The sequence below is a fragment of the Rhodococcus opacus genome (assembly GCF_012396235.1).
In the GTDB taxonomy this organism is placed as follows: Bacteria; Actinomycetota; Actinomycetes; order Mycobacteriales; family Mycobacteriaceae; genus Rhodococcus_F; species Rhodococcus_F opacus.
This window is the reverse complement of sequence record NZ_JAAXPA010000033.1, coordinates 1-23,793: the sequence shown is the minus strand read 5'-3', so window position 1 is coordinate 23,793 and position 23,793 is coordinate 1. Positions and strand designations below refer to the sequence as shown.

The 23,793-nt window shown below is 69.2% G+C and carries 23 protein-coding genes; 8 read left to right on the top strand and 15 right to left on the bottom strand.

The features are described from left to right. Positions 1–227 precede the first annotated feature (227 nt). Positions 228–488, top strand: a complete 261-nt coding sequence (rpsT, locus tag HGB39_RS31705) for a 30S ribosomal protein S20 (protein ID WP_005248015.1) — start codon at positions 228–230, stop codon at positions 486–488. A 70-nt stretch (positions 489–558) separates the two neighbouring features. On the opposite strand, the gene holA is transcribed toward rpsT, so the two are convergent. Continuing rightward, entirely contained in the window at positions 559–1,536 is a 978-nt protein-coding gene (holA, locus tag HGB39_RS31700) for a DNA polymerase III subunit delta (RefSeq protein ID WP_054246743.1), read from the bottom strand. 118 nt (positions 1,537–1,654) lie between these two features. On the opposite strand from holA, the gene HGB39_RS31695 reads away from it, so the two are divergent. Next, complete coding sequence (locus HGB39_RS31695) at positions 1,655–2,410, top strand: hypothetical protein (RefSeq protein WP_005560624.1); 756 nt, start codon at positions 1,655–1,657, stop codon at positions 2,408–2,410. On the opposite strand, the gene HGB39_RS31690 is transcribed toward HGB39_RS31695, so the two are convergent. Beyond that, complete coding sequence (locus tag HGB39_RS31690) at positions 2,403–3,512, bottom strand: carboxylate-amine ligase (RefSeq protein ID WP_043786877.1); 1,110 nt, start codon at positions 3,510–3,512, stop codon at positions 2,403–2,405. The genes HGB39_RS31695 and HGB39_RS31690 overlap by 8 nt on opposite strands. A gap of 46 nt (positions 3,513–3,558) precedes the next feature. Further along, entirely contained in the window at positions 3,559–5,109 is a 1,551-nt protein-coding gene (locus HGB39_RS31685) for a carboxylesterase/lipase family protein (RefSeq protein ID WP_005560619.1), read from the bottom strand. 134 nt (positions 5,110–5,243) lie between these two features. Here HGB39_RS31685 and HGB39_RS31680 point away from each other — a divergent pair, with 134 nt between their 5' ends. Next, positions 5,244–5,972 carry a GAF and ANTAR domain-containing protein gene (locus HGB39_RS31680; RefSeq protein WP_005560617.1) on the top strand — a complete coding sequence of 243 codons (729 nt, stop codon included), beginning with the start codon at positions 5,244–5,246 and terminating at the stop codon, positions 5,970–5,972. A gap of 10 nt (positions 5,973–5,982) precedes the next feature. Here the strand turns inward: HGB39_RS31680 and HGB39_RS31675 are convergent, their stop codons facing one another. The 12 genes from HGB39_RS31675 to HGB39_RS31620 all read right to left on the bottom strand — a co-directional run bounded on the left by HGB39_RS31675 (position 5,983) and on the right by HGB39_RS31620 (position 17,043). After that, positions 5,983–6,153: a hypothetical protein gene (locus HGB39_RS31675; protein WP_005261277.1), complete on the bottom strand. Its 171-nt coding sequence runs from the start codon at positions 6,151–6,153 to the stop codon at positions 5,983–5,985. A gap of 194 nt (positions 6,154–6,347) precedes the next feature. Continuing rightward, positions 6,348–7,313: an LLM class F420-dependent oxidoreductase gene (locus HGB39_RS31670; protein WP_005560615.1), complete on the bottom strand. Its 966-nt coding sequence runs from the start codon at positions 7,311–7,313 to the stop codon at positions 6,348–6,350. A gap of 52 nt (positions 7,314–7,365) precedes the next feature. After that, complete coding sequence (locus tag HGB39_RS31665; RefSeq protein WP_064080300.1) at positions 7,366–8,925, bottom strand: ComEC/Rec2 family competence protein; 1,560 nt, start codon at positions 8,923–8,925, stop codon at positions 7,366–7,368. Then, the gene (locus tag HGB39_RS31660; RefSeq protein WP_005563503.1) at positions 8,925–9,788 is read right to left on the bottom strand and encodes a ComEA family DNA-binding protein; all 864 of its coding nucleotides are present in this window, start codon (positions 9,786–9,788) and stop codon (positions 8,925–8,927) included. The genes HGB39_RS31665 and HGB39_RS31660 overlap by 1 nt, the downstream gene beginning before the upstream one ends. Before the next feature lie 70 nt (positions 9,789–9,858). Then, complete coding sequence (locus HGB39_RS31655) at positions 9,859–10,725, bottom strand: DegV family protein (protein ID WP_005563505.1); 867 nt, start codon at positions 10,723–10,725, stop codon at positions 9,859–9,861. A 4-nt stretch (positions 10,726–10,729) separates the two neighbouring features. Continuing rightward, the gene (gene octT / locus HGB39_RS31650; RefSeq protein ID WP_005563507.1) at positions 10,730–11,527 is read right to left on the bottom strand and encodes a diglucosylglycerate octanoyltransferase; all 798 of its coding nucleotides are present in this window, start codon (positions 11,525–11,527) and stop codon (positions 10,730–10,732) included. Then, on the bottom strand, positions 11,514–12,173 hold the full coding sequence (locus HGB39_RS31645; RefSeq protein WP_005563510.1) for a histidine phosphatase family protein: 660 nt from the start codon (positions 12,171–12,173) through the stop codon (positions 11,514–11,516). The genes octT and HGB39_RS31645 overlap by 14 nt, the downstream gene beginning before the upstream one ends. Continuing rightward, complete coding sequence (gene rsfS, locus HGB39_RS31640) at positions 12,170–12,595, bottom strand: ribosome silencing factor (RefSeq protein ID WP_005248044.1); 426 nt, start codon at positions 12,593–12,595, stop codon at positions 12,170–12,172. The genes HGB39_RS31645 and rsfS overlap by 4 nt, the downstream gene beginning before the upstream one ends. 35 nt (positions 12,596–12,630) lie before the next feature. Beyond that, positions 12,631–13,281 carry a nicotinate-nucleotide adenylyltransferase gene (gene nadD / locus HGB39_RS31635; RefSeq protein WP_005261284.1) on the bottom strand — a complete coding sequence of 217 codons (651 nt, stop codon included), beginning with the start codon at positions 13,279–13,281 and terminating at the stop codon, positions 12,631–12,633. A gap of 64 nt (positions 13,282–13,345) precedes the next feature. Then, the gene (locus HGB39_RS31630) at positions 13,346–14,806 is read right to left on the bottom strand and encodes a vWA domain-containing protein (protein ID WP_005261285.1); all 1,461 of its coding nucleotides are present in this window, start codon (positions 14,804–14,806) and stop codon (positions 13,346–13,348) included. Positions 14,807–14,817: 11 nt separating this feature from the next. Beyond that, positions 14,818–15,699: an AAA family ATPase gene (locus HGB39_RS31625; protein WP_005261286.1), complete on the bottom strand. Its 882-nt coding sequence runs from the start codon at positions 15,697–15,699 to the stop codon at positions 14,818–14,820. 63 nt (positions 15,700–15,762) lie between these two features. After that, positions 15,763–17,043, bottom strand: coding sequence for a glutamate-5-semialdehyde dehydrogenase (locus HGB39_RS31620; RefSeq protein WP_005261287.1), 1,281 nt, complete (start codon positions 17,041–17,043; stop codon positions 15,763–15,765). A 114-nt stretch (positions 17,044–17,157) separates the two neighbouring features. On the opposite strand from HGB39_RS31620, the gene HGB39_RS31615 reads away from it, so the two are divergent. The 5 genes from HGB39_RS31615 (at position 17,158) to ectA (ending at position 23,667) form a co-directional block, all read left to right on the top strand. Further along, positions 17,158–18,258, top strand: a complete 1,101-nt coding sequence (locus HGB39_RS31615; protein WP_064080187.1) for an NADH:flavin oxidoreductase/NADH oxidase — start codon at positions 17,158–17,160, stop codon at positions 18,256–18,258. Between the two features lie 243 nt (positions 18,259–18,501). Next, positions 18,502–19,971, top strand: a complete 1,470-nt coding sequence (locus tag HGB39_RS31610; RefSeq protein WP_005561353.1) for an MFS transporter — start codon at positions 18,502–18,504, stop codon at positions 19,969–19,971. A gap of 9 nt (positions 19,972–19,980) precedes the next feature. Continuing rightward, the gene (locus HGB39_RS31605) at positions 19,981–20,847 is read left to right on the top strand and encodes a ribokinase (protein WP_064080188.1); all 867 of its coding nucleotides are present in this window, start codon (positions 19,981–19,983) and stop codon (positions 20,845–20,847) included. Between the two features lie 56 nt (positions 20,848–20,903). Beyond that, entirely contained in the window at positions 20,904–23,003 is a 2,100-nt protein-coding gene (locus tag HGB39_RS31600) for a RecQ family ATP-dependent DNA helicase (RefSeq protein WP_005575160.1), read from the top strand. A 151-nt stretch (positions 23,004–23,154) separates the two neighbouring features. After that, positions 23,155–23,667, top strand: a complete 513-nt coding sequence (gene ectA, locus HGB39_RS31595; RefSeq protein ID WP_005575162.1) for a diaminobutyrate acetyltransferase — start codon at positions 23,155–23,157, stop codon at positions 23,665–23,667. The last annotated feature ends 126 nt before the right edge of the window (positions 23,668–23,793 follow it).

Below are 23,793 nucleotides of genomic sequence, written 5' to 3'. Positions count from 1 at the left end.
GGTTGCCGACGATTTCGTTACTGTTGACGACTTCGATGCTGGGGGCGTCATCCCAGACATGCTGCTACATGTACACCCCTTCAGCAGCACAGCCGCAGGATTTGTCGGCGCGTCCGGCGCCGGTTTGAGATCGGACACCGATCACTGGTAATCTCGCCTGTCGGTGCATATGTGTGCGCCCAGAGCTTTCTCGACCGTAACCAGCTTAAGACGACAGGATTTTACGCGTGGCCAACATCAAGTCCCAGGTGAAGCGGATCCGTACCAACGAGGCGGCCCGACTCCGTAACCAGTCGGTGAAGTCCTCGCTGCGCACGGCGATCCGCTCGTTCCGCGAGGCTGCGGCGGCCGGTGACAAGGACAAGGCCAACGAGCTCCTCGTCGCCACCAGCCGCAAGCTCGACAAGGCAGCCAGCAAGGGCGTCATTCACGCCAACCAGGCTGCCAACAAGAAGTCTGCTCTCGCGCAGGCGATCAACAAGATCTGACGGTTCTTCCGTCGTAGGCTCTCCAACAGCCGCTCGATCCTCGGACCGAGCGGCTGTTGTCGTGTCTCCGTCAGACCTGTCGTAGCCGGGAGACGCGGCCCACGGCACTCTCGACGGCGTAGTCCGCGTCGGCCGACGCGCCCTTGACGTCGGCGTTCAGGGCGGCCACGATGCGCAGCGCCTCCCCCACCGACGTCGGTGTCCAGCCCTTCGCGAGGGCCTGCGCCTTCTTGATCTTCCAGGGCGGCATACCGAGTTCCGACGCCATCCGGAACGGGTCTCCCCGCCCCGCCGGGGCCACCCGGGCGATCGAGTGCACCGCATCTGCCAGCGCGTCCGCCAGCAGCACGTGCGGCACGCCACGCAGCATCGCCCAGCGCAGCGCCTCGATCGCGCCCGCGGTGTCGCCGGCGACGGCCTTGTCCGCGACGTCGAATCCGCTCACCTCGGCCTTGCCCGAGTAGTACCGCTGGACGGCGGCGACGTCGATCTTTCCGCCGGTGTCGGAGGTGAGTTGCGAGCACGCGGCGGCCAGTTCGCGCAGATTCGAGCCGACTCCTTCGAACACGCTCTGCACCACTTCCGGCGACACCCGCACCCCGAGGGTGCGGAACTCGCCGCGAATGAACCCGATCAGGTCGCCCGACTTCAGTTTGGCGCAGGGGTGCACCACGGCTCCGAGCTTCTCCAGCGCCCCGGTCATCGCTTTCGCACGTCCGCCGCCCGAGTGCAGGACCACCAGGACGACGCCCGGTGGCGGGTCGCCGGCCGCGTCCAGGATCAGTGCCACGGCGTCCTTGCCCGCCTCCGCCGCGGCCTCCAGCACCACCACGCGATCTTCGGCGAACAGCGAGGGGCTGAGCAGTTCGGCGAGTTCGGCCGCCCCGGCATCACCCGCCCGCAACCGGTTGACGGGAAGCTCCGCGCCCGCGGCCACGTCCGCGTTCGCGCGGACGTGGCCGATGACCTGCGCCACCGCGCGTTCGACGAGGAATTCCTCGTCACCGAGGACCAGATGGAGCTGTTCGAGCTGAGTTGGAGTGCTCACGCGAAGATCGTGCCACGTGGGGCGGACACGGTCGCCGACACCCCGGAACCGGGACCGAGCAGGCCGAACACGGGCGATCGCCACGCAGCGGTCGCGTCGGCGGTGGACACTCGATCATATGACCGCGGAAACCGAGGTGGACGGCGTCACCCGCGAAGACTACGCGCACATGATCGACCTCGACGACGATCGCGCGGCAGGGCACCGGTACGAGCTGAGTTTCCGGTACACCTGCCGCGACGGGCTGCTCCTCCGATGGTCGGTGCAACTGGTGACCCGCTGCTCGGCCTCCGGGCACGCCGAGACACTGTTCGCGGGTGGTCGATCCGTCCTCGAACCCGCATCGCCCTCGCATCGCGACGTTGCGGGGGCCGGCTCCGACGGCGACTTCGACGCGGCGTGCGACTTCTACGAACACCGGTGGCGGGCCCTGCTCGACCCGGCGGGCGGCAGCCCGCGAGGTGAGAACGAGCAACGTCACCTGTCCGACGCGCTCACCCTGTACGGGCGTACGTGGCGCAACACCGCCGGCCGGGCGCTCGCCGACCGGCTCGCGTCGTTCGCCGAGGTCACCGTGCTCGCCCTGGGCACCGACCCCGCGTTCCACGTCATGCGCCGCACCGCCGCCCACTACCCCGATCCGGTCGTCCTCGCCGTCTACCAACCCGTCGGGCAGCGCATCGACCTCACCCTGGTCGACACCGCGACCGTGGAGGCGTTGATCGACGACCCCGGTCCGCTGCGCACCGGACCGGACACCAGCGCAGGCGCCCTGCTCACGGGCATCGGACCCGCCGGACTGCTGCATCCCGGCTACATCGGCTCCACCACCGCCGGCGTCACCGAGCTGACTCCGCCGCCCCCGGTCAGCTGACCACTTCGCGCGTCAGGAGGTCGACCACCGCCGCCAGCGTGCCGACGCGCCCGAACTCGGCCCGTTGCCGCTCGGCGCCCGTGCCCTCCCGCAATACGGTGTCGAGCCCCGACTCGAGGAACGCCCGATCACTCGCGCCGAGCCCCGGGGCCACGTACTCGTTCAGCATTTCCAGCTGCAGGCGGATCGGCTGGGACCGATCCGCGGCCGGGCTCGTGCATTCCCCGTCGAGTCCGTCGCGAGCCGCGCGCCACAACTGCGCCCGCAGCAGCTCGCCGCGCAGCCACGGCACGGTGAGGCCGTCCTCCAGCGACCGCAGCGCCCACCCGACGAGCCCCTTCACGACCACCGCGAAGAGCGCCGCGTGCGCGGCGGTCATGGCGACGTCCGCGATCCGGACCTCGATGGTCGGTTGCTTGTCGGAGAGCCGGACGTGCCAGTAGATCATTCCCCGATCCATGGCGGCACCGGTTCCGATCATGGCGCCGACCGTCGCCTCGTACTGGTCCGCGGAATCGAAGTGGGGCGGCGGTCCCGCCGACGGCCACCGCGACCACATGATGTGCCGCCAACTGTGATACGCGGTGTCGTGCCCACTGTGGAACGGGGAGTTCGCGGCGAGCGCGAGCAGCACGGGCAGCCAACTGCGGACCAGGTTGCTCACCTGCACACCCACGTCGCGGCTCGGGATCCCCACGTGCACGTGGCAGCCGCACGTGGTCACCGTGTCCACGATCGACCCGAAGTGACGGGCCATCTCCTCGTACCGCGGGCTCGGGGTGATCGCCGGGGGCAATCCCTCGACGATCAGGGACGTCCCGCTGGGCAGCAGCAACAGGTCGCGGCCCGCGGCGGCCTTCGCCAGCCGGCGGCGCAGGCTGCGCAGCTCCTCGTGCAGTTCCTCCCCGGTGTGGCACACACCCGTCGCCGTCTCGATCTGGCATCGGGCGAGTTCACGCTGAAGCCCGTGAATGTCGTGGCCGGCCTCGGCCACCACGTCGGGTCCCGCGGCGGAGAGGTGACCGGACTCGTCGACGAGGAAGAACTCCTCCTCGACTCCCACACTGAGGTCGCGACCCGATTCCGTTGCTGCAGGGCTCATTCAGGAGGTATCCCCCCGTTCCGCGGATACGAAACCGGGCCGCCGCTCAGGTGAAACCGATGACTTCCTCACCCCAGGCCCGGCGGAGTTCCCGGTCGGGATCGGCGACGACCGCGTCGTTCTTGCCGATCAGCAGGGTCGTGCGATCCGCCTCGTCGTACCGCGGCCAGCCGACCTCCTCTCCCGTTCCGTCCGGGGTGCCCTCGGTGGCGAACGACAGCCACCGTCGCTGGATCCGCTCCGACACGTGACCGGCGGTTCGGTGCCCACCGAGCTTGAACGTGGGGTCGTGCGGGACCACGCCGAAGTTCCCGAAGACGTACGGCACCTCGGTGCCGTGGGTGGCGCCGATCCGCGCGGCGCGCAGGAACGGTGTCGCGTAGTCGAAGCGGTACAGCCAGGTCGGGGCGACGCGGCTGTGCGCTTCCGCGATCCACAGCGTCGGCATTCGGAACGCGGCGTCCCGCGAGATCTCCATGGCCGAGCGTTTCTTCGGGTAGTCGGGATATGCGGCCGCCACCTCGTGCTCCTCGTCTGCCGGGAGGTCGGGGTGATCGGCGGCGATCGCCACGAACATCTGGTGCACGGCGTCCGGGGTGATGGGCATCAGGGGCGACTTCATGAGCCGGAACATCGACGCCTCGTCCTTGTTCGTCCCGATCAGCAGCGGAATTCGGTGTGCGAGGCCTGTGCGGAATGCCGCGACAGGGTGGTGCGGGACCACGTCGCCGTCGACGGTCGGGGCAACCGCCAGGGTGCCGGGGACCCGTGCGGGCACCTGCTGGACGAGTTCGACGCAGGCCTTGGTCAGCACGTCGACGGGCAGGTCGCGGAGTCGGCTCGCGTCGGCGGGCGCGATGTCGAGCAGCTCGAGGAACGATTCGGCGATGCTCGCGGCGCGGTCACTGCCGTACACGGACGTCGCGGGCGAACTCTCGGCGATCGCACGGTGGAACAGTCCCTCCGCCGGTGGGGACGTCATCAGCGTGGTGACCGCGCCGCCACCGGCGGACTCCCCGAACAGCGTCACGTCACCCGGGTCGCCGCCGAACGCCGCGATGTTGTCGCGGACCCAGGTCAGTGTCGCGATCTGATCGCGTAGGCCCAGGTTCGTGTCGAACGGATGCTTCTCGGTCGAGAACGAGGAGAAGTCCAGGAATCCCAGCGCACCGAGCCGGTAGTTGAACGTGACGACCACGACGTCGCCGCGTTCGACCAGACGAGTCGGATCGAACATGCGCTGTCCGGACGAACCGAGGTAATACGCCCCGCCGTGGATCCACACCATCACCGGCCGCGCTCGCTCCGTGTCCGTCGCGGGGGCGAAGACGTTCAGGGTCAGGCAGTCCTCGTCGATGGTCAGACCGGGGTCGATGGGCAGCGGGCCGTGCTCGTTCTGCGGCGCGATCGAACCGAACCGGGAACAGTCGCGCACCCCGGTGAACGGTTCGGGCGCGCGCGGGGCTCGGAGCCGCCACTCGCCGACCGGCGGCGCGGCGTAGGGAATGCCTTTCCATGACCGGACGCCGTCGAGGCGGACACCCCGCAGCGTCCCCTGGCCGATGGTCACCTGTGGGTCCTCGGTGCGCGAAACCATGCCGTCATCTTCGCCCGGGACGACCGCCCCCGGAGTCCGATCGGGAATTCCTCCGGCCCCGGACCTGCAGCGACCGCCCTCTCTGGCAGACTGAATCAGTGAGCCGGGCGCATGCCCGCACGCTGGAGGAACCGATGCGAGACACAGTGCCCGATACGACGCGCTCGCAGGCTGTCGGCAGGTCGGCCGCGACGTTCGCGACCCTCGCCGATCTTCTCTACGCGGGTCAGGATTTCGGGCACGTCCACCAAGCCATCTGCGACGCCGCGCCACTACTCGTCGAGGGCTGTGACCACGCGAGCCTGATGCTCCGGGAGGGATCCCGCTACGTGACGGCCGCGGCCAGCGACGACGTGGCCGCCCGCGTCGACGAGTACGAGCGCGACGAGAACGAGGGACCGTGCGTCGATGCCATCGTCAGCGACACGCCCCAGTTCGAGACGGACCTCTCCACCACGTCGCAGTGGCCGCGGCTGTCGGCGCGGGTGCTGGCCCACACGCCGGTGCGCGGTGCGGCCGGATTTCGCATGGTCATCCTCGGGCGCAAGGTCGGCGCCCTCAATCTGTTCTCCGACACGGCGGGAGCCCTCAACACCACGTCCGTCGAGCAGGGCATCATGCTCGCATCGTTCGCGGCGGTGGCGCTGGCGGCCGTCCACGAGCACGCCGAGGCCGAGACACTGCGGGCCGGCCTGGCCAGCAACCGTGAAATCGGGAAGGCCGTGGGTCTGCTGATGGCGTTCCACAACATTCCCGAGACTCAGGCGATGGAGATTCTCCGCACCACCTCGCAGGACATGAATCTCAAACTGGCGAAGGTGGCGCAGGAAATCGTCGCTCACCATCACCGGAAGGTGACCTGACCGCTGTCAGTCAGTCCACCTCCGGCGCATCGGGGTTACCCGCGATGCCGAGCATGGACAGGAGCATGCGGCAGTCTTCGGCGTCGAGTGACTGGGCAGCAACGACCCGCTGCGCCCTCCACACCTGCCCGGCGTCGAGCTCGTCGTCCACATCGAGATCTGTCCGCTCCGATTCCGACATTCGCCCTCCAATGCGGGTGCGTTCCAAGACCGTTCACCTCAACATCTGCCACCGGATGGTAGTCGGTGTTTCGGTGTCGCATACGCACATCGGGAATCGAAGTCGAAACGATACAGACGTCGTTCCGCCGCCGTCGCACCGAGCGTGCCGCGCGGCGCACTCCGGAGACGAAAGTGACAGCGGCACAACATATATCAGGAAGTTGCCAGCGCCCGCAGCGGCTCACTCAACTCGTTGGCGAAGAATTCGAAGAAGCCGTCGACGTCCGGCCCCGCGTTGATCAGCGCCAGATGATCGAACCCGGCATCGACGAAAGTGCCTGCCACCTCGAGGTGCCGCCGGACGTCCGGACCGCACGCCATGGCGTCGCGGACGTCCTCGGTGCGGATCGACGACGCCGCCGCCTCGAAGTTGATCGGATTCGGCAGTTCCGCTTGAACCTTCCATCCGGTCAACCCGAACCGGAACAACCGATGCGCCGACTCGACCGCGGATTCCTCGTCACGCGCCCACGCGAGGGGCACCTCCCCGTACTTGGGCCCCGACCCACCGGCCCCGGCATAGGCCTTCACGAGGTCCGGATCCGCTTCGGTGGCGAACAGTCCGTCGCCGAGTTCCGCGGCGATCCCGACTGCCTCCGTGCCGCCCGCAGCGACCGCGATCGTGGGCGGCACGTCGGGCAGATCGAAGACGCGTGCGTCGTCGAGGGTGAGGTGCTTGCCCTCGTACGAGTGGTAGCCGCCCGACCACAGCAGGCGGATGATGTCGATCGCCTCACGAAGCATCTGGTGCCGGGTGGTCACCGACGGCCAGCCGCCACCGACGACATGCTCGTTCAGCCGTTCCCCCGAACCGAGTCCCAGGGTGAACCGGCCCTCGCTGAGGACGGCGGTCGTGGCCGCGGCCTGCGCGATGATCGCGGGGTGATATCGGACGAACGGGCAGGTGACACCGGTCGCCAGACCGATCCGGTCGGTCCGTGCCGCGGCGGCCGCGAGCATCGACCACACGAATCCCGAATGTCCGTGACTGTAGAGCCAGGGGTGATAGTGATCGCTCACCTCGACGAAGTCGAAGCCGGCCCGTTCGGCTTCCACCGCCTGCCGCACGATCTCCCGCGGATCGAACGTCTCGGCCATCAACTTGAACCCCACCTGCATGTCGTCGTCCCTTTCCTCGAGTTCTGCGAAGGTTTCCCGGATTCGGGCGCGCTCACACAAGGCGACCCAGCGACGACGGCCAGATCGGCGCCCACAGCACCAGCACGCCGATCGCGATTCCCGCCAGCACCAGCCGGGGTCCGCGTCTGCGTAGCGTGACACCGAGCGCCACCACGGCACCGAGGACGATCGCCGCACCGGCGGGCCCGGAGGGCACCGGAATCGAGGCACCCGGAAGCCGCGCGCCCCGCTCGGCCACGGTGACGAGCCACCACAGCGGCCACTGGGTCACGCGCACCACCACTTCCGCGACGGGAACACTGACCCCTGCGATCAGCGCGGTGACCGCTCCGGCCACGGTGATCACGCCGACCACGGGGGCGACCAGGATGTTCGCGCAGATGGACACCAGGCTCACCGTCCCCGCCATCGCGGCCACGATCGGAGCGGTGACGGCGAAGGCGGCGACGGACACCGCCACCGTCTCGGCCACCGCCCGCGGCCAGCCGCGGCCCACCAGCACGTCGACCCCCACCGGCGCGATCACGATCAGCCCTGCAGTGGCGGTTGCCGAGAGAACGAAGCCGAAGTCCACCGCCAACCCCGGTGACCACGCCAGCAGGGCTATGACACCCGCTGCCAGCGCGGGCATCGCCTGTTTCCGCCGTCCGGTCACGAGCGCCAGCAGGGCGACCGAGCCCATCGCCGCGGCGCGCAGCACGCTGGGTGACGGTCGCGCGATCACCACGAATGCGATCAGCGCCGCGGCAGCCAGCGCCGCACCCGCGCGGGGACCGAGTCCCACCCCTCGGACCAGGAGCAGCACCGCTCCCAGCAGGATGCTGACGTTCGCCCCGGACACCGCCGTGAGATGCGTCAGTCCGGTCGCGGTGAAGTCGTCCTTCACCTCCCGGGGCAGCGCCGAGGTGTCGCCGACCACCAGCCCCGGCAACAGTCCTGCCTCGTCGGCAGGCAGGACGGCGGCGGCAGCGGCGAACCGCGCACGCAGGGCGCCTGCCCACCGCTGATGCGGTGGCGCGGGACCGACGTCCGCGGGCGGTCCGGACACCCGGACCGCGGCCAGGCTCAGGTCCCGGTGCCGCGGAGGGCTCACCTGCCCGCGCAGGACCACAGCCTGTCCCGGCAGCAGTCCGAGCCACCCGTCCGCCGGGGCGAGGACGACCACCGCACCGCCCGAGTGGATCGTCTCGGTGGCCCGGCGGATCTCGACGACGTTCGCGTTCACGAGGACGTGTCGTCCGAAGCCGGCGATCTCCCGGGGATCGTCGGCAAGGGTGACGACGAGCGTCACCCACGTCTCGTTCCGGGCGAGTTCGGTCATCGGGTGCCGTTCCGCGGCCTGAACCCGCCAGGCCACCCCTGCAGCGCAGCAGGACCCGAACAGCAGTACCGCCAACGTCCCGGCCGTCCACCGTCCCGGCCCCCGCAGGGCGCATCCCGCGGCGAGGAGAACCGCCGCTCCCGACAGGATCGCCACGAGGACCCACGCCGCCCGGGAGCCTCCGAGGATACCGATCAGCGTTGCCGCCCAGCACATCCCGGCGAACGGAAGAAGCCGCAGGTCGAGGAGCCGCGGTTCGTTGTTTCGCATCACAGGGTGACCTGGCCGCGCAGTTTCTCCAGCCGCACCGGCCCGATCCCGTCCACCTCCCCCAGTTGCGAGATGTCGGTGAATTTGCCGTTGGTCGTTCGCCACGCGACGATCGCCGCCGCCGTGACGGGTCCGACACCGGGAAGTGCATCGAGTTCCGTCTCCGTCGCCGTGTTGAGGTTCACGAGCCCTCCGCCCGTGGCGGCCGGTGCGCCGGCGGGCCCCGGTGATCCTGCGGAGGCACCGCCCACCGCGCTCGGTGGCGCCTGGGTGGTCGCGGCACCTACGAGCACCTGATCGCCGTCCGAAAGTCGTTGAGCCAGATTCAATCCGAGGGTGTCACCGCCGTCGCGCACTCCCCCGGCAGCGGCGAGAGCGTCCGCGACCCGGGAGCCCGGTGGCAGCCGGACGAGACCGGCCGACGCCACCAGTCCCACGACGCTGACGACGATCTCCTCCGCCGGGGCGGGTGCCGACGCCGCCGCGGCGGGAGTCGTCGTCGCCGGTGCCGGAGTCAGGGAATGCACTCCGGCGGCGGGTAACGACGGAACGGCCTGCGTCTCCGGCCGATCGCTGCGCACGCCGAGCACGGTGGCCGTCGCGACGACGATTCCCACCACGATCAGCACCAACGCCCCGGTCCGCCCGGGATCGAATCGTGCGTCCCGCCACCGGTCCGGCAGCGAGAATCCGCCCCGGCGGCGGTCGGCGGACCACGTCTTGTCGCCGTCGAGGACGGTTCCGCTCGGCTCGGCCAGCCACTCCGGCGCCGCCGGTGTGTCGGGCGGCACCGCATCGCGTTCCCCCGACGTCAGGAACGCGAGCCGGGTCCGGCCCCTCGAACGTTCTTCCCTGATGCCCATGGAGGCGACGGTAAAGTGCGCCGCCCACAGAATCGCCGCGACGACCAGGCTTTCCGAATCGGCCTGTGGATCAGTGCGAAGTTGTGGATGAATCGCGGTCTTCGTGGTGCAGGGCGGGTTCCGGGCACAGCACGATGCCGATGGCGCCCACGCCCACGTGGGCGCCGATCACCGAGCTGAAATCGGTGACGACGAGGTCACTGACCTGCGGAATCCGGTCCTTCAGCTGCTGCGCCACCGCTTCGGCGCGCTGCCGGGCGTGCATGTGATGCACAGCGACGGCCGTCCTGTCCAGACCTGCCAGCTCCACCGCGGCGTCGACCATCCTGGCCATCGCCTTGGTCGACGTGCGCGTCTTCTCCTTCAGAACCAGCCGGCCGTCCACGAGATGCAGCACCGGTTTCATCGCCAGTGCGGTACCGAGCAGCGCGGCGGCGGTGCCGATGCGTCCTCCGCGTCGCAACTGATCGAGCCTGTCCACGACGATCAGGCAACGCCCGCGGCTCGCGACGTCGACCGCCCGCCGGTACGCCGTCTCGAGGTTCGCACCGTCCTTCGCGGCCCGCGCGGCCTCGAGGACCGGGTAGCCCAATCCCATTCCGGCGGACTGGGAGTCGACGATCCGCACCCGGCCGTCGAATTCCTGTGCCGCCTGACGACCTGCCTCCCACGTTCCGGACAGCTGCCGGGAGATGTGCACCGCGAGAACGCCTGCGCCCTCACTCAGCTCCAGCGCTGTCGCGTACGCCTCGGACAGCTCGCTCGGCGACGCGCCCGACGTGGTGACGCCGGCAAGATCCTCGGGGAGCGCGTCGATTCCCTCCCGGAAATCCTGGCCGCCGCTGAGGACATGGAGTGGGACCACCTGGATCCCGTACTGCTCGACGAGTTCGGGCAGGATCGAGGCCGAGGAATCGGTGACGACGACGACGGGCATCGGACTACTCGGCTCCGCTCGACACCGGGTCGGCCGAAACCGCACCCTCGGCGGAGTCGGGAACGACTCCCGCCGCGCGGAGCGCGGTCAGCATCGCCGCGGCCACCCCGGTGTGTCCGTCCCAGCCCCAGTGGATGCCGTCCGGATTACCCTGATCGCTGAAGACGTTGGCGCGCACCGCCTCCGCCAGGTCGACGAGGGGCACGTTCTTCTCCTCCGACCACGCCGTGATGGCGGCAACGGCACCGGGGCGGCCCGCATGCACCTTGCCGTAGGCCTCGCTGCGATGCACGGACGGCAGGGTCCCGATGACGGGCAACTCGGGCCGCATGTACTCGAGCGCAGCCCGTGAGCTCTCCAGATATTCGACACTCAGCCGCGGGGGCAACGCCACCGGCCATCCCAGCGGGGACAGCCTGGGCTGAAGCCACTGGTAGCCGGCCCGCACGACGCGGCGCAGCGCGGGCGGGCGGACGTAACGCAACTGTTCCCGCAGCGCCGTCGGGAGCGGGGACGGAAGGGAGTCCATGCCGCCGACCGCGAACACGACGGCACCGGCGCGTGGAACCGCCGACCACACGCGTGGGTCCTGGGTCAGCGCCCACCACACGTCGCGGCTGGTCCAGCCGATCCGCGCCACCAACTCGACATCCCAACCGAGTTGACGTGCAACGATATTGGGCCAGATGTCGGGGTGGTCGGACGGGAGACCGCCCTTGGGTCCGTAGTACGACAGCGAATCGGCGAGCACGAGCAGGACGGGGCGTTCCCCCGAGCCGGCATCCACGTCAGAGGACGTCACTGGCCACACTCGCAGAAGCGTTCCACACGTCGAGGCGCCAGTTGAGCGAATCGGGGTTTCCGTATGCGCTCAGCTGCACCCAGCTGGTGTTGCCCAGCCCGCCCAGCACCGGCCAGCGGTCGACGGGCAGATCCAGCAGGGCGGCGGTCAGCGCGGCGATCACACCGCCGTGCGCAACCAGGACCACCGGCTTCTCCGCCCAGTCCTCGTGCTTCTCGACGAGTTCGGCGACCACCGGCTTGCTGCGGCGGGCGACGTCGATGCGACTCTCCCCGCCGGGCGGTGCCCACGTCGCGTCGCCGCGCCACGTGGCGCGGGCGCCGGGTGCGCGGGCGTCGACGTCGAGGTGCGTGAGCCCCTGCCAGTCACCGAGATGCGTCTCGCGGAGGCGCTCGTCGATCTGGACCGGCAGACCGGCGTTGTCGCCGACCTCCACCGCGGTGTCGTAGGCCCGCCGCAGATCGGAGGACACGATGGAGATCGGTCTGCGACCGACGAGCGCGGTGGCGGCGGCGCGGGCCTGCGACCGCCCCAGCTCCGACAGTTCGGTGTCGAGCTGACCCTGCATGCGATTGTCGGCGTTGTACTCGGTCTGCCCGTGGCGAAGCAGGATCAGACGTCGCGGGGAGCGGGGGGCATCCGTCACAGCTCGGACTCCTCCGCCTCGGCGGCGGTGCCCGCACCGTTCGCGTCGGCCGGGCCGTGCAGCCCGAGACCCTCGACGGGCACGGTCGGGCAGTCCTTCCACAGCCGGTCGAGTGCGTAGAAGTTGCGCTCCTCGTTGTGCTGGACGTGGATCACGACGTCCACGAAATCGAGCAGTGCCCAACGGCCTTCGCGGGTGCCCTCGCGCCGCACCGGCTTGTGACCTGCCTCACGCAGTCGATCTTCGATGTTCTCGACGATCGCGTTGACCTGTCGCTCGTTGGGGGCGGAGGCGATGACGAAGCAGTCGGTGATGACCAGCTGCTCGGAAACATCGAGCACCACCACATCGGAGGCCAGCTTCTCGTCGGCAGCCACTGCCGCGATGCGTGCCATCTCGATGGCTTCGGTCGTTGCGCTCACGCGATGTTCTCCCAGTTCGGTTCGAAAAGTGCTGACTAACTCTTGGTCTTGTCCGGGGCCGGTTCGGACATCGTCGTCGCGCCGTCGAGGCGCTCGGAGTCCGGTGGCCGGTACAGGTTCCGTTTGGAGATGTACTGGACCACACCGTCCGGCACGAGGTACCACACAGGACGGTGTCGACTGGCACGCCGCCGACATTCCGTCGAGGAGATCGCCAGAGCCGGGATCTCGATCAGCGTGACCGCGTCCTCCGGCAACGCGTCCAGGTGACCGGCCAGATGTTCGGTGTTGAGATCGAATCCCGGGCGCGACACCCCGACGAACTTCGCCAGCGAGAACAGTTCCTCCCAGTCCTGCCAGGACAGGATACTCGCCAGGGCGTCCGCACCGGTAATGAAGTACAGCTCGGCGTCCGGGTGGTAGCTGCGCAGATCACGCAGAGTGTCGACGGTGTAGGTGACCTTCTCCCGGTCGACGTCCACCCGGCTGACGGAGAAACGCGGATTCGACGCGGTGGCGATGACCGTCATCAGGTACCGGTCCTCGGCCGGGCTGACGCCCTTGCCCTGCTTCTGCCAGGGCCGGCCGGTGGGCACGAAGACGACCTCGTCGAGGCTGAATCGATCTGCCACCTCACTGGCTGCCACGAGGTGACCGTGATGAATGGGGTCGAAGGTGCCGCCCATGACTCCCAGGCGGCGCCGACGCGCACCCGCTGCTCCCTGTTCCACGAGTGACGAGCTTACGTGTTCACACCGGCAGCAACCCGGCGACCACCGACGCCAGCTGCTGAGCGGATCGGCATTCGTGCATGCTGATGACCTCGTTGTACACCTTGGCCGCCGAGTCGCCCGTTCCCCACTGACCGCGGGGCTCCGGGTTGAGCCAGTGCGCGTGCTTCGCCACCGACACGAGCCGGGCCAGGGCCTCCAGATTCGGGTCGCGGTAGTTGTTGCGGCCGTCGCCGAGCACCAGCAGCGACGTCCGCGACGTGATGCTCTGGGTGAACCGTTCGGCGAACACCCCGAACGCGTTGCCGTAGTCGGAGTGCCCGTCGTAGCCGACCAGGTCGGCTTCCCGGATCATCCGCGACATGGCGCTGCCGAGGTCGGCTCCCGCGTCGAAGAAGCGGGTGACCTCGTCGGTGGTGTCGATGAACGCGAACACCCGCACCCGGGAGAACTGCTCGCGCAGCGCGTGGACGAGCAGCAGGGTGAAGTGGCTGAAACCCGCGACCGAACCCGACACGTCGCACATGACGACCAGTTCGGGGCGCGCCCGCCGGGGCTTGCGCTGGACGAGGTCGATGGGCACACCGCCGGTGGACATCGACTTGCGCAGGGTCCGGCGCAAGTCGATCGAACCGGCCCGGTTGCGGCTGCGCCGCACGGCCAGCCGACTGGCGAGCAACCGGGCCAGCGGGGTGACGTTGCGTTTCAGCGCCGTCAGTTCGGCGTCGGACGCGCGCAGGAAGTCCACTTCCTCGGCCAGCCGGGGCACGCCGTACGACGCCACCCGTTCCTTGCCGAGGTTCTCGGCCGACCGTCGCCGCGTCTCCGTCTCGATCATCTTCCGGAAGTCGGCGATCCGCTGGGCGGCGGTGCGCTTGGCCACCTCGGATTCGTAGCTTTCCGTCGTTCGGGCTTCGCCGTCCTGCTGATTGCCCAGGAGTCCGTCGAGGATCTTCTTCAGCAGGGTTTCCGGTGCGACGTCCCGCAGCGCCTGGTACGCGGAGAACGACGGGCCGTTCGCCGACTGGTACTGCCCGAGTTCCTCGACCATCTGCGCGGTCAGGAGTTCGGTGAGCTCGATCGCCTCCGGCGACCCGTCGGTGAGGAGTTCGACGATCAGCTCGCGCAGTGCCTCGTAGTCGATCTCACCCTTGGCGTTCCGCGGCAGACTCGTGTCGATGGCCCCGTCCGCCCGGCTTCCGACAGCCGCCGGGAACCAGAGTTCGAACAGCGCGTCGAACGTGGGCCGGTGGGTGGGTCGCCGCAGCAGCGCGCACGCGAGACCCTCGCGCAGTGATTCGCGGTCGAGCAGGTCGAGGACCGACATCACGCGACCGGCGTCGACAGTCTCGGACGGTCCGACCATGATGCCGCGCCGCCGCAACGCCTCGACGAAGTCGACCAGATGCCCCGGCAGCCCGTGCGGCGCCGCGGGACCGCCCGGCTTCGACCGGGACGCGAGTGGACCACCAGCAGCCATGGGGAAGTCCTTCAGTTCAGTCGCAGCTCGGCAGCGGCCCGTAGCTGGTCGGATTGGTGTTTGAGGACGACACCCATCGTGGCGCGGACGGCGTCGTCGTCGAGGGTGTCGAGCCCGAGCGCCAGGAGTGTGCGACCCCAGTCGATGGTCTCGGCGACCGACGGCAGCTTCTTCAGCTGCATGCCGCGCAGCACGCGGATGGTCCTGACCAGCTGCTCGGCCACAGCCTCGGGCAGCTCCGGTACCCGGCTCGCGAGGATCCGCCGCTCGAGTTCGGCGTCGGGGAAGTCGAGATGCAGGAACAGGCAGCGGCGCTTGAGTGCCTCCGACAATTCGCGGGTGGCGTTCGAGGTGAGGACGACGAACGGCTTCCGCGTAGCCGTGATGGTGCCCAGTTCGGGGACGGTGACTGCGAAATCGCTGAGCACCTCGAGGAGCAGGCCCTCGATCTCGACGTCGGCCTTGTCGGTCTCGTCGATCAGCAGCACCGTCGGATCCTCGCGCCGGATCGCGGTCAGCAGCGGCCGCGACAGCAGGAACTCCTCCGAGAAGACGTCCGCCTTGGTGGAGTCCCAGCTGTGGTCGCTGCCCGCCTGGATGCGCAGGATCTGCTTCGCGTGGTTCCACTCGTACAGCGCGCGTGCCTCGTCGACGCCCTCGTAGCACTGCAACCGCACCAGCTCGGCGCCGGTGGTCTCGGCGACGGCGCGGGCGAGTTCGGTCTTACCGACTCCGGCGGGACCCTCGATGAGCAGGGGTTTTCCGAGCCTGTCCGCGAGGAACACCGCGGTCGCGGTGCCCTTGTCGGACAGGTACCCGGTTTCGGCGAGCCGAGCGATGACGTCGTCGACGCTCGCGAAGAACGGCGTCGTGGTGGGCAGTGCGCGATCCACGCTCGCTCCTTTCAGAAGGGGTGACGGGCAGAGGGGGCTGAGGGAAAGGGGGTGGGCGAAGGTCTAGACCGGGCGGGTGTGCCCGTCACCCCAGACGATCCACTTGGTGGAGGTCAGTTCGGGGAGCCCCATCGGGCCACGCGCGTGCAGTTTCTGCGTGGAGATCCCGATCTCGGCGCCGAATCCGAACTGCTCGCCGTCGGTGAAGGCGGTGGACGCGTTGACCATGACGGCGGCGGCATCGACCCGGGCGGTGAACTCGCGGGCGGCGGCGAGGTCGGAAGTCACGATGGCCTCGGTGTGGCCGGTTCCGTAGCGGTCGATGTGCTCGACCGCGGCATTCAGGTCGTCGACGACCTTGAGCGCCACGTCCAGGGTGAGGTACTCCTCCGACCAGTCCGACTCGGTCGCGGGCACCAGTCCGGGCAGGTCCCCGTGGACCGTCACGCTGTGCGTCTGCAGGGCCTGCAGCAGCTTCGGCACCGCCGTCTCGGCGATCGCGGCGTCGATCAGCACCGTCTCCGCGGTGTTGCAGACACTCGGTCGCCGCGTCTTGGAATTGAGCAGGATCCGTTCGGCCATCTCGAGGTCGGCTGCCGAGTGGACGTAGACGTGGCAATTGCCGACGCCCGTCTCGATGGTCGGGACTGTCGCGTCGCGCACCACGGCGCTGATCAGGCCGGCGCCGCCGCGGGGAATGACGACGTCCACGAGGCCGCGGGCCTGGATCAGGTGCGTCACGCTGGAGCGGTCGTCGCTCGGCAGCAACTGCACCGCGTCCTCCGGCAGCTGCTGCGCCGCCAGCGAGGCCCGCAACGCCACCACCAGCGCCGCGTTCGACTTCGCCGCGGACGAGGAGCCGCGCAGCAGGGCCGCGTTGCCGGACTTCAGTGCCAGCCCGAACGCGTCGACGGTGACGTTGGGGCGGGCCTCGTACACCATGCCCACCACGCCGAGCGGGACCCGCAGCTGACGAAGTTCGAGACCGTTGGGGAGCGTCGAGCCGCGCACCACTTCACCGACCGGGTCGGGCAGACCGGCCACCTGGCGCAGTCCGGACGCGATCCCCTCGATCCGCTCCGGGGTCAGCCGCAGGCGGTCGAGCAGGGAGTCCTCGGTGCCCGATGCCCGGGCCGTCTCGATATCGGCCGCGTTGGCGGCGAGGATGTCGGCGGAGGCGGCGAGCACGGCGTCGGCCGCCGCATGGAGCGCCGCATCCTTCTGCGCGGTGGTGAGCAGCGCGAGGACCCGCGACGCGGTGCGGGCGCGACGGGCCGCTGCGTGGACGGCTTCACGGGTATCCACCGTGGCACCGGCCGACGAGGTGGAAGTCACTGCAGTCATGAAGACAGCCTATATACCGGGGCCTGTACACCGCGGAGCGGGAACGACCGGGAATGATTTGGTCCCCCGCGCAGGTTGCGACTGGTCGAGACCATCAGAGGCAGGAGTGCTGAAGTGAGCGTGTTGTTCGAACCCATCACCTTCCGCGGAGTCACCGTCCCCAATCGGGTGTGGATGGCGCCGATGTGCCAGTACTCGGCAGACGTGACGGGCCGCGATGTGGGAGTGCCGGGCGACTGGCACCGGACCCACCTCGTGACGCGCGCTATCGGCGGTGCCGGCCTGATCCTCACCGAGGCGACGGCCGTCAGCCCGGAGGGCCGCATCAGTCCCGCCGACCTCGGCATCTGGAACGACACCCAGACCGAGGCCTTCGCGGAGATCAACGCACAGCTCGAGTACTTCGGCGCGGTCCCGGGCATCCAGCTCGGTCACGCCGGGCGCAAGGGCTCCGCGCACGTCCCGTGGCGCGGGGGCGGAAGCCTCGACGGCGACGATCGGCTGTCCTGGCAGACGGTGGCGCCGAGCGCGATCGGTTTCGGCGACCACACCCCGCCGGCCGCGGCGACGACCGCCGACATCCGGAAGGTGGTCGCCGATTTCGCCGCCGCCGCCGAGCGGGCGTCGCGGGCCGGTTTCAAGGTGGTGGAAATCCATGCGGCACACGGCTATCTGCTGCACCAGTTCCTCTCACCGGTCAGCAATCACCGCACCGACGAGTACGGCGGCAGCTTCGCGGGCCGCATTCGCCTCCTGCTCGAGGTCGTCGACGCGGTACGCGGGGTGTGGCCGGCCGAGTTGCCCGTCTTCGTCCGGGTCTCGGCCACCGACTGGCTGTCCGAGGAGCCCGGCCTCGACGCGGACAGCTGGACGCCGGATCAGACCGTTTCCCTCGTGCAGGCCCTCGCCGACCTCGGCGTCGACCTCGTCGACGTCTCCAGCGGTGGCGTCGCGTCCGCCCGGATCCCGATCGGGCCCGGCTACCAGGTCCCGTTCGCCCGCCGCATCCAGAACGAGACCACGGTCCCGGCCGCCGCCGTCGGGCTCATCACCGAGCCGGAGCAGGCCGAGCGGATCGTGGAGTCGGGAGAAGCCGTCGCCGTGTTCCTCGGGCGCGAACTGCTGCGCGACCCGTACTGGCCGCGAAAAGCCGCACTGGTATTGAATGCCCAGGTGACGCCGCAGATTCCGGCGCAGTACGCACGGGCGTACTGAGGCTCGGGCCGACAAGCCCGCACATCCTTTGCTACGGTAATCGCTCTTACAGCTGGTAGTCCCGCACCCCGGACGGTGGGGCGGGACCGAGCCACGAGCCAGAGCCGATCGGCGGGGGCCGCATCGCGCCGAAGGGCCGTGGGTTGCCGAACCCGACCAGCAATCGCCGTGCGGGCGACGAAAAGATGCGTGCATCAGGTACGTGCCCCGCGCGGGTGATAACTGCGCTGGGGAGCGCACGACATGAATGCACCAGATCACTCGATCACGTCGGCCGAGGTGGCCGAATCACCTGATGTCACGGTCACCGACGAGGCCTCCGTCAAACGAGCCGTCAAGGCCACCATGCTCGGTAACGCCATGGAGTGGTTCGACTTCGGCGTGTACGCCTACCTCGCGACCACCATCGGCAAGGTGTTCTTTCCCGAGGCCAGCGGTACCGCACAGCTACTGTCGACGTTCGCGATCTTCGCCGCGGCGTTCATCGTCCGTCCCCTCGGTGGGCTGTTCTTCGGTCCGCTCGGTGACCGGATCGGCCGCAAGAAGGTGCTCGCCACCACGATCATCCTGATGGCGGGCAGCACGTTCGCCATCGGCCTGATCCCGAGTTACGGATCCATCGGGCTCGCGGCGCCGATTCTGCTGGTGCTGTTCCGGCTCGTGCAGGGATTCTCGACGGGCGGCGAGTACGGCGGTGCCAGCACGTTCGTCGCCGAGTACGCGCCGGACAAGCGCCGCGGGTTCTTCTCGAGCTTCCTCGAATTCGGAACCCTCGCGGGGTATGTCGCGGCCGCGGGCCTGGTCACCGTCATCAGCACCGTGGTCAGCGCCGACGCGCTGGTGGACTGGGCGTGGCGAATTCCGTTCCTGCTCGCCGGTCCGCTCGGCCTGATCGGCCTCTACCTGCGGCTGCGGCTCGAGGAGACGCCTGCGTTCCAGCAGATGGAGCAGGCCGAAGAGCGTTCGCTCGCAGACGAATCCACGGGACGCAAACTGCGCGAGACCCTGGTGGAGAACTGGCGTCCGCTGGTGCTGTGCGTCATCCTGGTCGCCACGTACAACATCGCGCACTACGGCCTGCTCAGCTACATGCCGACGTACCTGTCGAACACGCTCGGCTACGACGAGTCGCACGGCCTCGTCCTCATGATCATCGTGATGCTCATCATGATGGTGTGCATCAGCTTCGTCGGAAAGCTGTCCGACCGGGTGGGTCGTAAACCGTTGCTGCTGGCCGGTTTCGTCGGATTCTTCGCGCTGTCGCTGCCCGCGTACCTGCTGATCGGTGTCGGGCACTACTTCACCGTCTTCGTCGGCCTCGCGATGCTCGGCGGGCTGCTGCTGCTGTTCGTCGGCGTCTTCCCGTCGGTCCTTCCCGCGCTGTTCCCCACCGGAATCCGCTACGGCGGGCTGGCGATCGGATACAACCTCGCGGTGTCGATCTTCGGTGGCACCACCCCCCTCGTCCTCACGGCGCTGCAGGACGCGACGGGCAGTGACCTCGTCGCGCCGATGTACATGATGGTCGCGGCCGTCATCGGCGGTATCGCGGTTCTGCTCATCTCCGAGACCGCCCGGAAGCCGCTGGAGGGTTCGCCGCCCGCCGTGGCCACGGACGCCGAGGCCCGCCGCATCCTGAAGCGTCTCCGCCGCACCAAGGGCGACGCGTCCGCGACACCCGCACAGGAGACGGCAGCCGCCGACGCGGGTTAGTCTCGGGATATGTCCGCTCCCAGGGTCGCCGTGGTCGGCAGCATCAACATGGACCTGCTGACGGCGGCCGAGCGGTTGCCCGCGCCGGGAGAGACGATCCTGGGCAACGCCTTTGCCGCCACCCCCGGTGGCAAGGGCGCCAATCAGGCGATCGCCGCGGCGCGGGCCGGTGGCGCCGTGACGTTCATCGGCGCCGTCGGCTCCGACGTGTTCGCTCTCGACCTGCGGCAGGCCCTGGTGGACGCCGAGGTCGACACGCGGTACCTGCGCGAAGTGGACGGGCCGAGCGGGATCGCGGCGATCACCGTCGACGCCGCCGGTGAGAACAGCATCGTCGTGGTTGCGGGCGCCAACAGCACCGTGGTGGACCTGACGGCGGCCGAACTCGCGGCCGTCGCGGACGCCGACGTCCTGCTCTGCCAACTCGAGATACCTCTGGGCACCGTGCTGGCCGCGGCGGCGCACGCCGCGGCACACGGTACCGTCGTGATGTTGAATCCCTCACCGGCGCAGACACTTCCGCCTGAACTCGTCGAGCTGGTCGACGTACTCCTCGTCAATCAGACCGAGGCCGGGCAACTCGGCGCCGAGGTCATCGGCGCCGTCGCCCACGTCGTGACCACGCGGGGGTCGTCCGGCGCGGACTACGCGGGCAGCGACGGCACCGCGATCCACGCCGACTCCCCCGAGGTCGAGGTCGTCGACACGACCGGGGCGGGCGACGCGTTCGCCGGCGCCCTGGCCGTCTCGTGGCGGCGCGGGCCCGCGGCCGCCGTCCCGTTCGCATGCACGGCGGGCGCGCTCGCCACCACCCGCCGAGGCGCGTCCACGTCGTCACCGACCCTGGCCGAGATCGAGGCGGCACTGCCCGGCTGAGCGCTCCTGCCGCCGCCCGGATCCTCCGTGTCACCCGTGTCGGGCACCATGGGGGCATGACGACCGCCACCGAACCCGCACTACGTGACGAGGCCGAACGGCTGCTCCGCGAGCTGGCAGGCGAGCACGCCACCCTCCGCGACGACCAGTGGACGGCGATCGAGGCGCTCGTGGTGGGCCGCAGACGGGCGCTGGTCGTCCAACGGACGGGCTGGGGCAAGTCGGCGGTCTACTTCATCGCGGCGAAGCTCCTGCGGGCGCACGGGCACGGCCCCACGGTCATCGTGTCGCCGCTCCTGGCCCTCATGCGGAACCAGGTGGCCTCCGCCGAGCGGGCGGGCGTGCGCGCCGCCACCATCAATTCCGGCAACGTCACCGAGTGGGACGACATCCACGCCCGGGTCGCGGACAACGAACTCGACGTGTTGCTGGTCAGCCCCGAGCGTCTCAACAATCCCGACTTCCGCGACCAGGTGCTCCCCTCCCTCGCCGCCGACGCGGGCCTCGTCGTGGTCGACGAGGCGCACTGCGTGTCGGACTGGGGTCACGACTTCCGTCCCGACTATCGGCGGATCCGCACGCTGATCGCCGAACTGGGCGAGGGAATCCCCGTCCTGGCCACCACGGCCACGGCGAACGACCGCGTCGTCTCCGACGTCTCCACGCAGCTCGGGGTGGGTGGCGCCGAAACCCTCGTCCTCCGCGGCGGCCTCGAACGCGAGTCGCTGCACCTGTCGGTCGTGCAGATTCCGGAGGCCACCGCCCGGGCCGCGTGGCTCGCCCAGAAGCTCGACAGCCTGCCCGGCTCGGGCATCATCTACGCACTCACCGTGTCGGCGGCCCGGGATCTGGCGAGCCTGCTGTCCGAGCAGGGCCACACGGTCGCCGCATACACCGGGCAAACCGACGCCGCCGAGCGCGAGACCCTCGAGCAGGACCTGCTCGGCAACCGGGTCAAGGCCCTCGTGGCGACGTCCGCGCTCGGCATGGGGTTCGACAAGCCCGACCTGGGGTTCGTCGTGCACCTCGGTGCGCCGTCGTCCCCCATCTCCTACTACCAGCAGGTCGGGCGTGCCGGACGGTCCACCGACCGCGCCGAGGTCATCCTGCTGCCCGGATCCGAGGACAGGCAGATCTGGAGTTATTTCGCCTCGGTGGCGTTCCCCCGGGAGCACGTGGTGCGGCGGGTGATCGAGGTCCTCGACACCGAGCGGCCGCAGTCCACGCAGGCGCTCGAGCCGCTGGTGGAGCTGGGCCGCACCCGGCTCGAGATGGTCCTGAAGGTCCTCGACGTGGACGGTGCCGTACGCCGGGTGCGTGGCGGCTGGGTGGGCACCGGGGAGCCCTGGACGTACGACGCCGACCGGTACGAACGCCTCGAACGCGCCCGCGAGTCCGAGCAGCAGGCGATGATCGACTACCAGCGGATCACCACGTGCCGGATGGCGTTCCTGCGCGAGCAGCTCGACGATCCGGGTCTGGCGGCGGGCGCCTCGGAGTGCGGGCGGTGCGACAACTGCACCGGAGTGCGCCACGACGCGACCGTGGACGCCGAGGCGGTGCAACAGACCAGAACGCGCCTCGAGCGCCCAGGCGTGGACCTGGCGCCCCGTAAACAGTGGCCCACGGGCCTCGCGAAGCTCGGCGTGACGCTGTCCGGGAAGATCACGGATGGGCCCGAACCGGGGCGCGTCCTGGGCCGGCTGTCCGACCTGGGCTGGGGTCAGCGGCTGCGTTCCCTGCTCGACGAACCGGACGGGCCCGCCCCCGACGCCGTCCTGAAGGCCTGCATCCAGGTGCTGGCCTCCTGGGACTGGACCGAGCGGCCCACCGCTGTCATGGCCGTCGAATCCGCCACCCATCCTCTCCTGTCGGCCTCGATCGCGGGGCAACTCGCCGCCGTCGGACGCCTCACCGACCTGGGAGTTCTGCGGCTGCGCCCGGAGCATCCGCCGGTGTCCGCGGCCAACTCCGCCTACCGGGTGGCCGGGCTCGTCGACGCCTGGGAGGTCCCCGGCCTTCCCGACGGCGCCGGTCCGGTGCTGCTCGTCGACACCCTCACGGACACCGGCTGGACCCTCACGATGGCCGCCAGGACGCTGCGCGCGGCGGGTGCCGCGTCGGTCCTCCCCTTCGCGCTCGCGAGTCTCAAATAGGCGAAGTGTGTCGCTTGCGATTCACCCAAAAGTTACATAATGTGATGAGCATCACTTTGCACGTCTCACCTGCAAGGCTCCGCCACCTGAACTGTCCAATTTCGCGAGGCACGTGAAATCGAAGGGGATGGTTGTTAGGTTCGAATTTCCAATGACGCCTGTTCAGAAGAGTGCCATCCCGACCACCGCGCCGGACGCGGTGTTGTTCAGAAGTCCAGAGATCACTGACGGAGTCCGGCTCTGGGAGATCGCCAGGAACACGGAAGTGCTCGATCTCAATTCGAGCTACGCATACCTGTTGTGGTGTAGAGATTTCAGCCGCTCGTCGGTCGTCGCAGTCGTTGACGAGCGCGTCGTGGGTTTCGTATCAGGGTTCATCCGCCCCGAAGCCCCAGCGACGCTGTTCGTCTGGCAAGTAGCCGTAGACGCAGACCAGCGCGGCAAGGGAATTGCAGGTCGCATGCTGAGCGCGCTGCTCGACCGACTTGCACCCGAAGGGATTACCCATCTCGAAACGACGATCAGCCCCGACAACGAGGCCTCGATCGCGCTGTTCACAGCATTGGCGCGTCGCCGAGACACGGCGATCAACAAGCAAGAACTGTTCTCCCCAAACGATTTTCCCGATGGACACGAAGCCGAAGATCTGTACACGATCGGCTAAGAGCGTGTCTCATGTGGGGAGCTTCTTGAAGCAGGTGAGTGCGGCGGCGAGGTGAAGGAAGCCGGCGAAGTGTTCGCCGTGGCGCTCGTAGCGGATGGTCATGCGCCGGTAGCCGGTGAGCCAGGC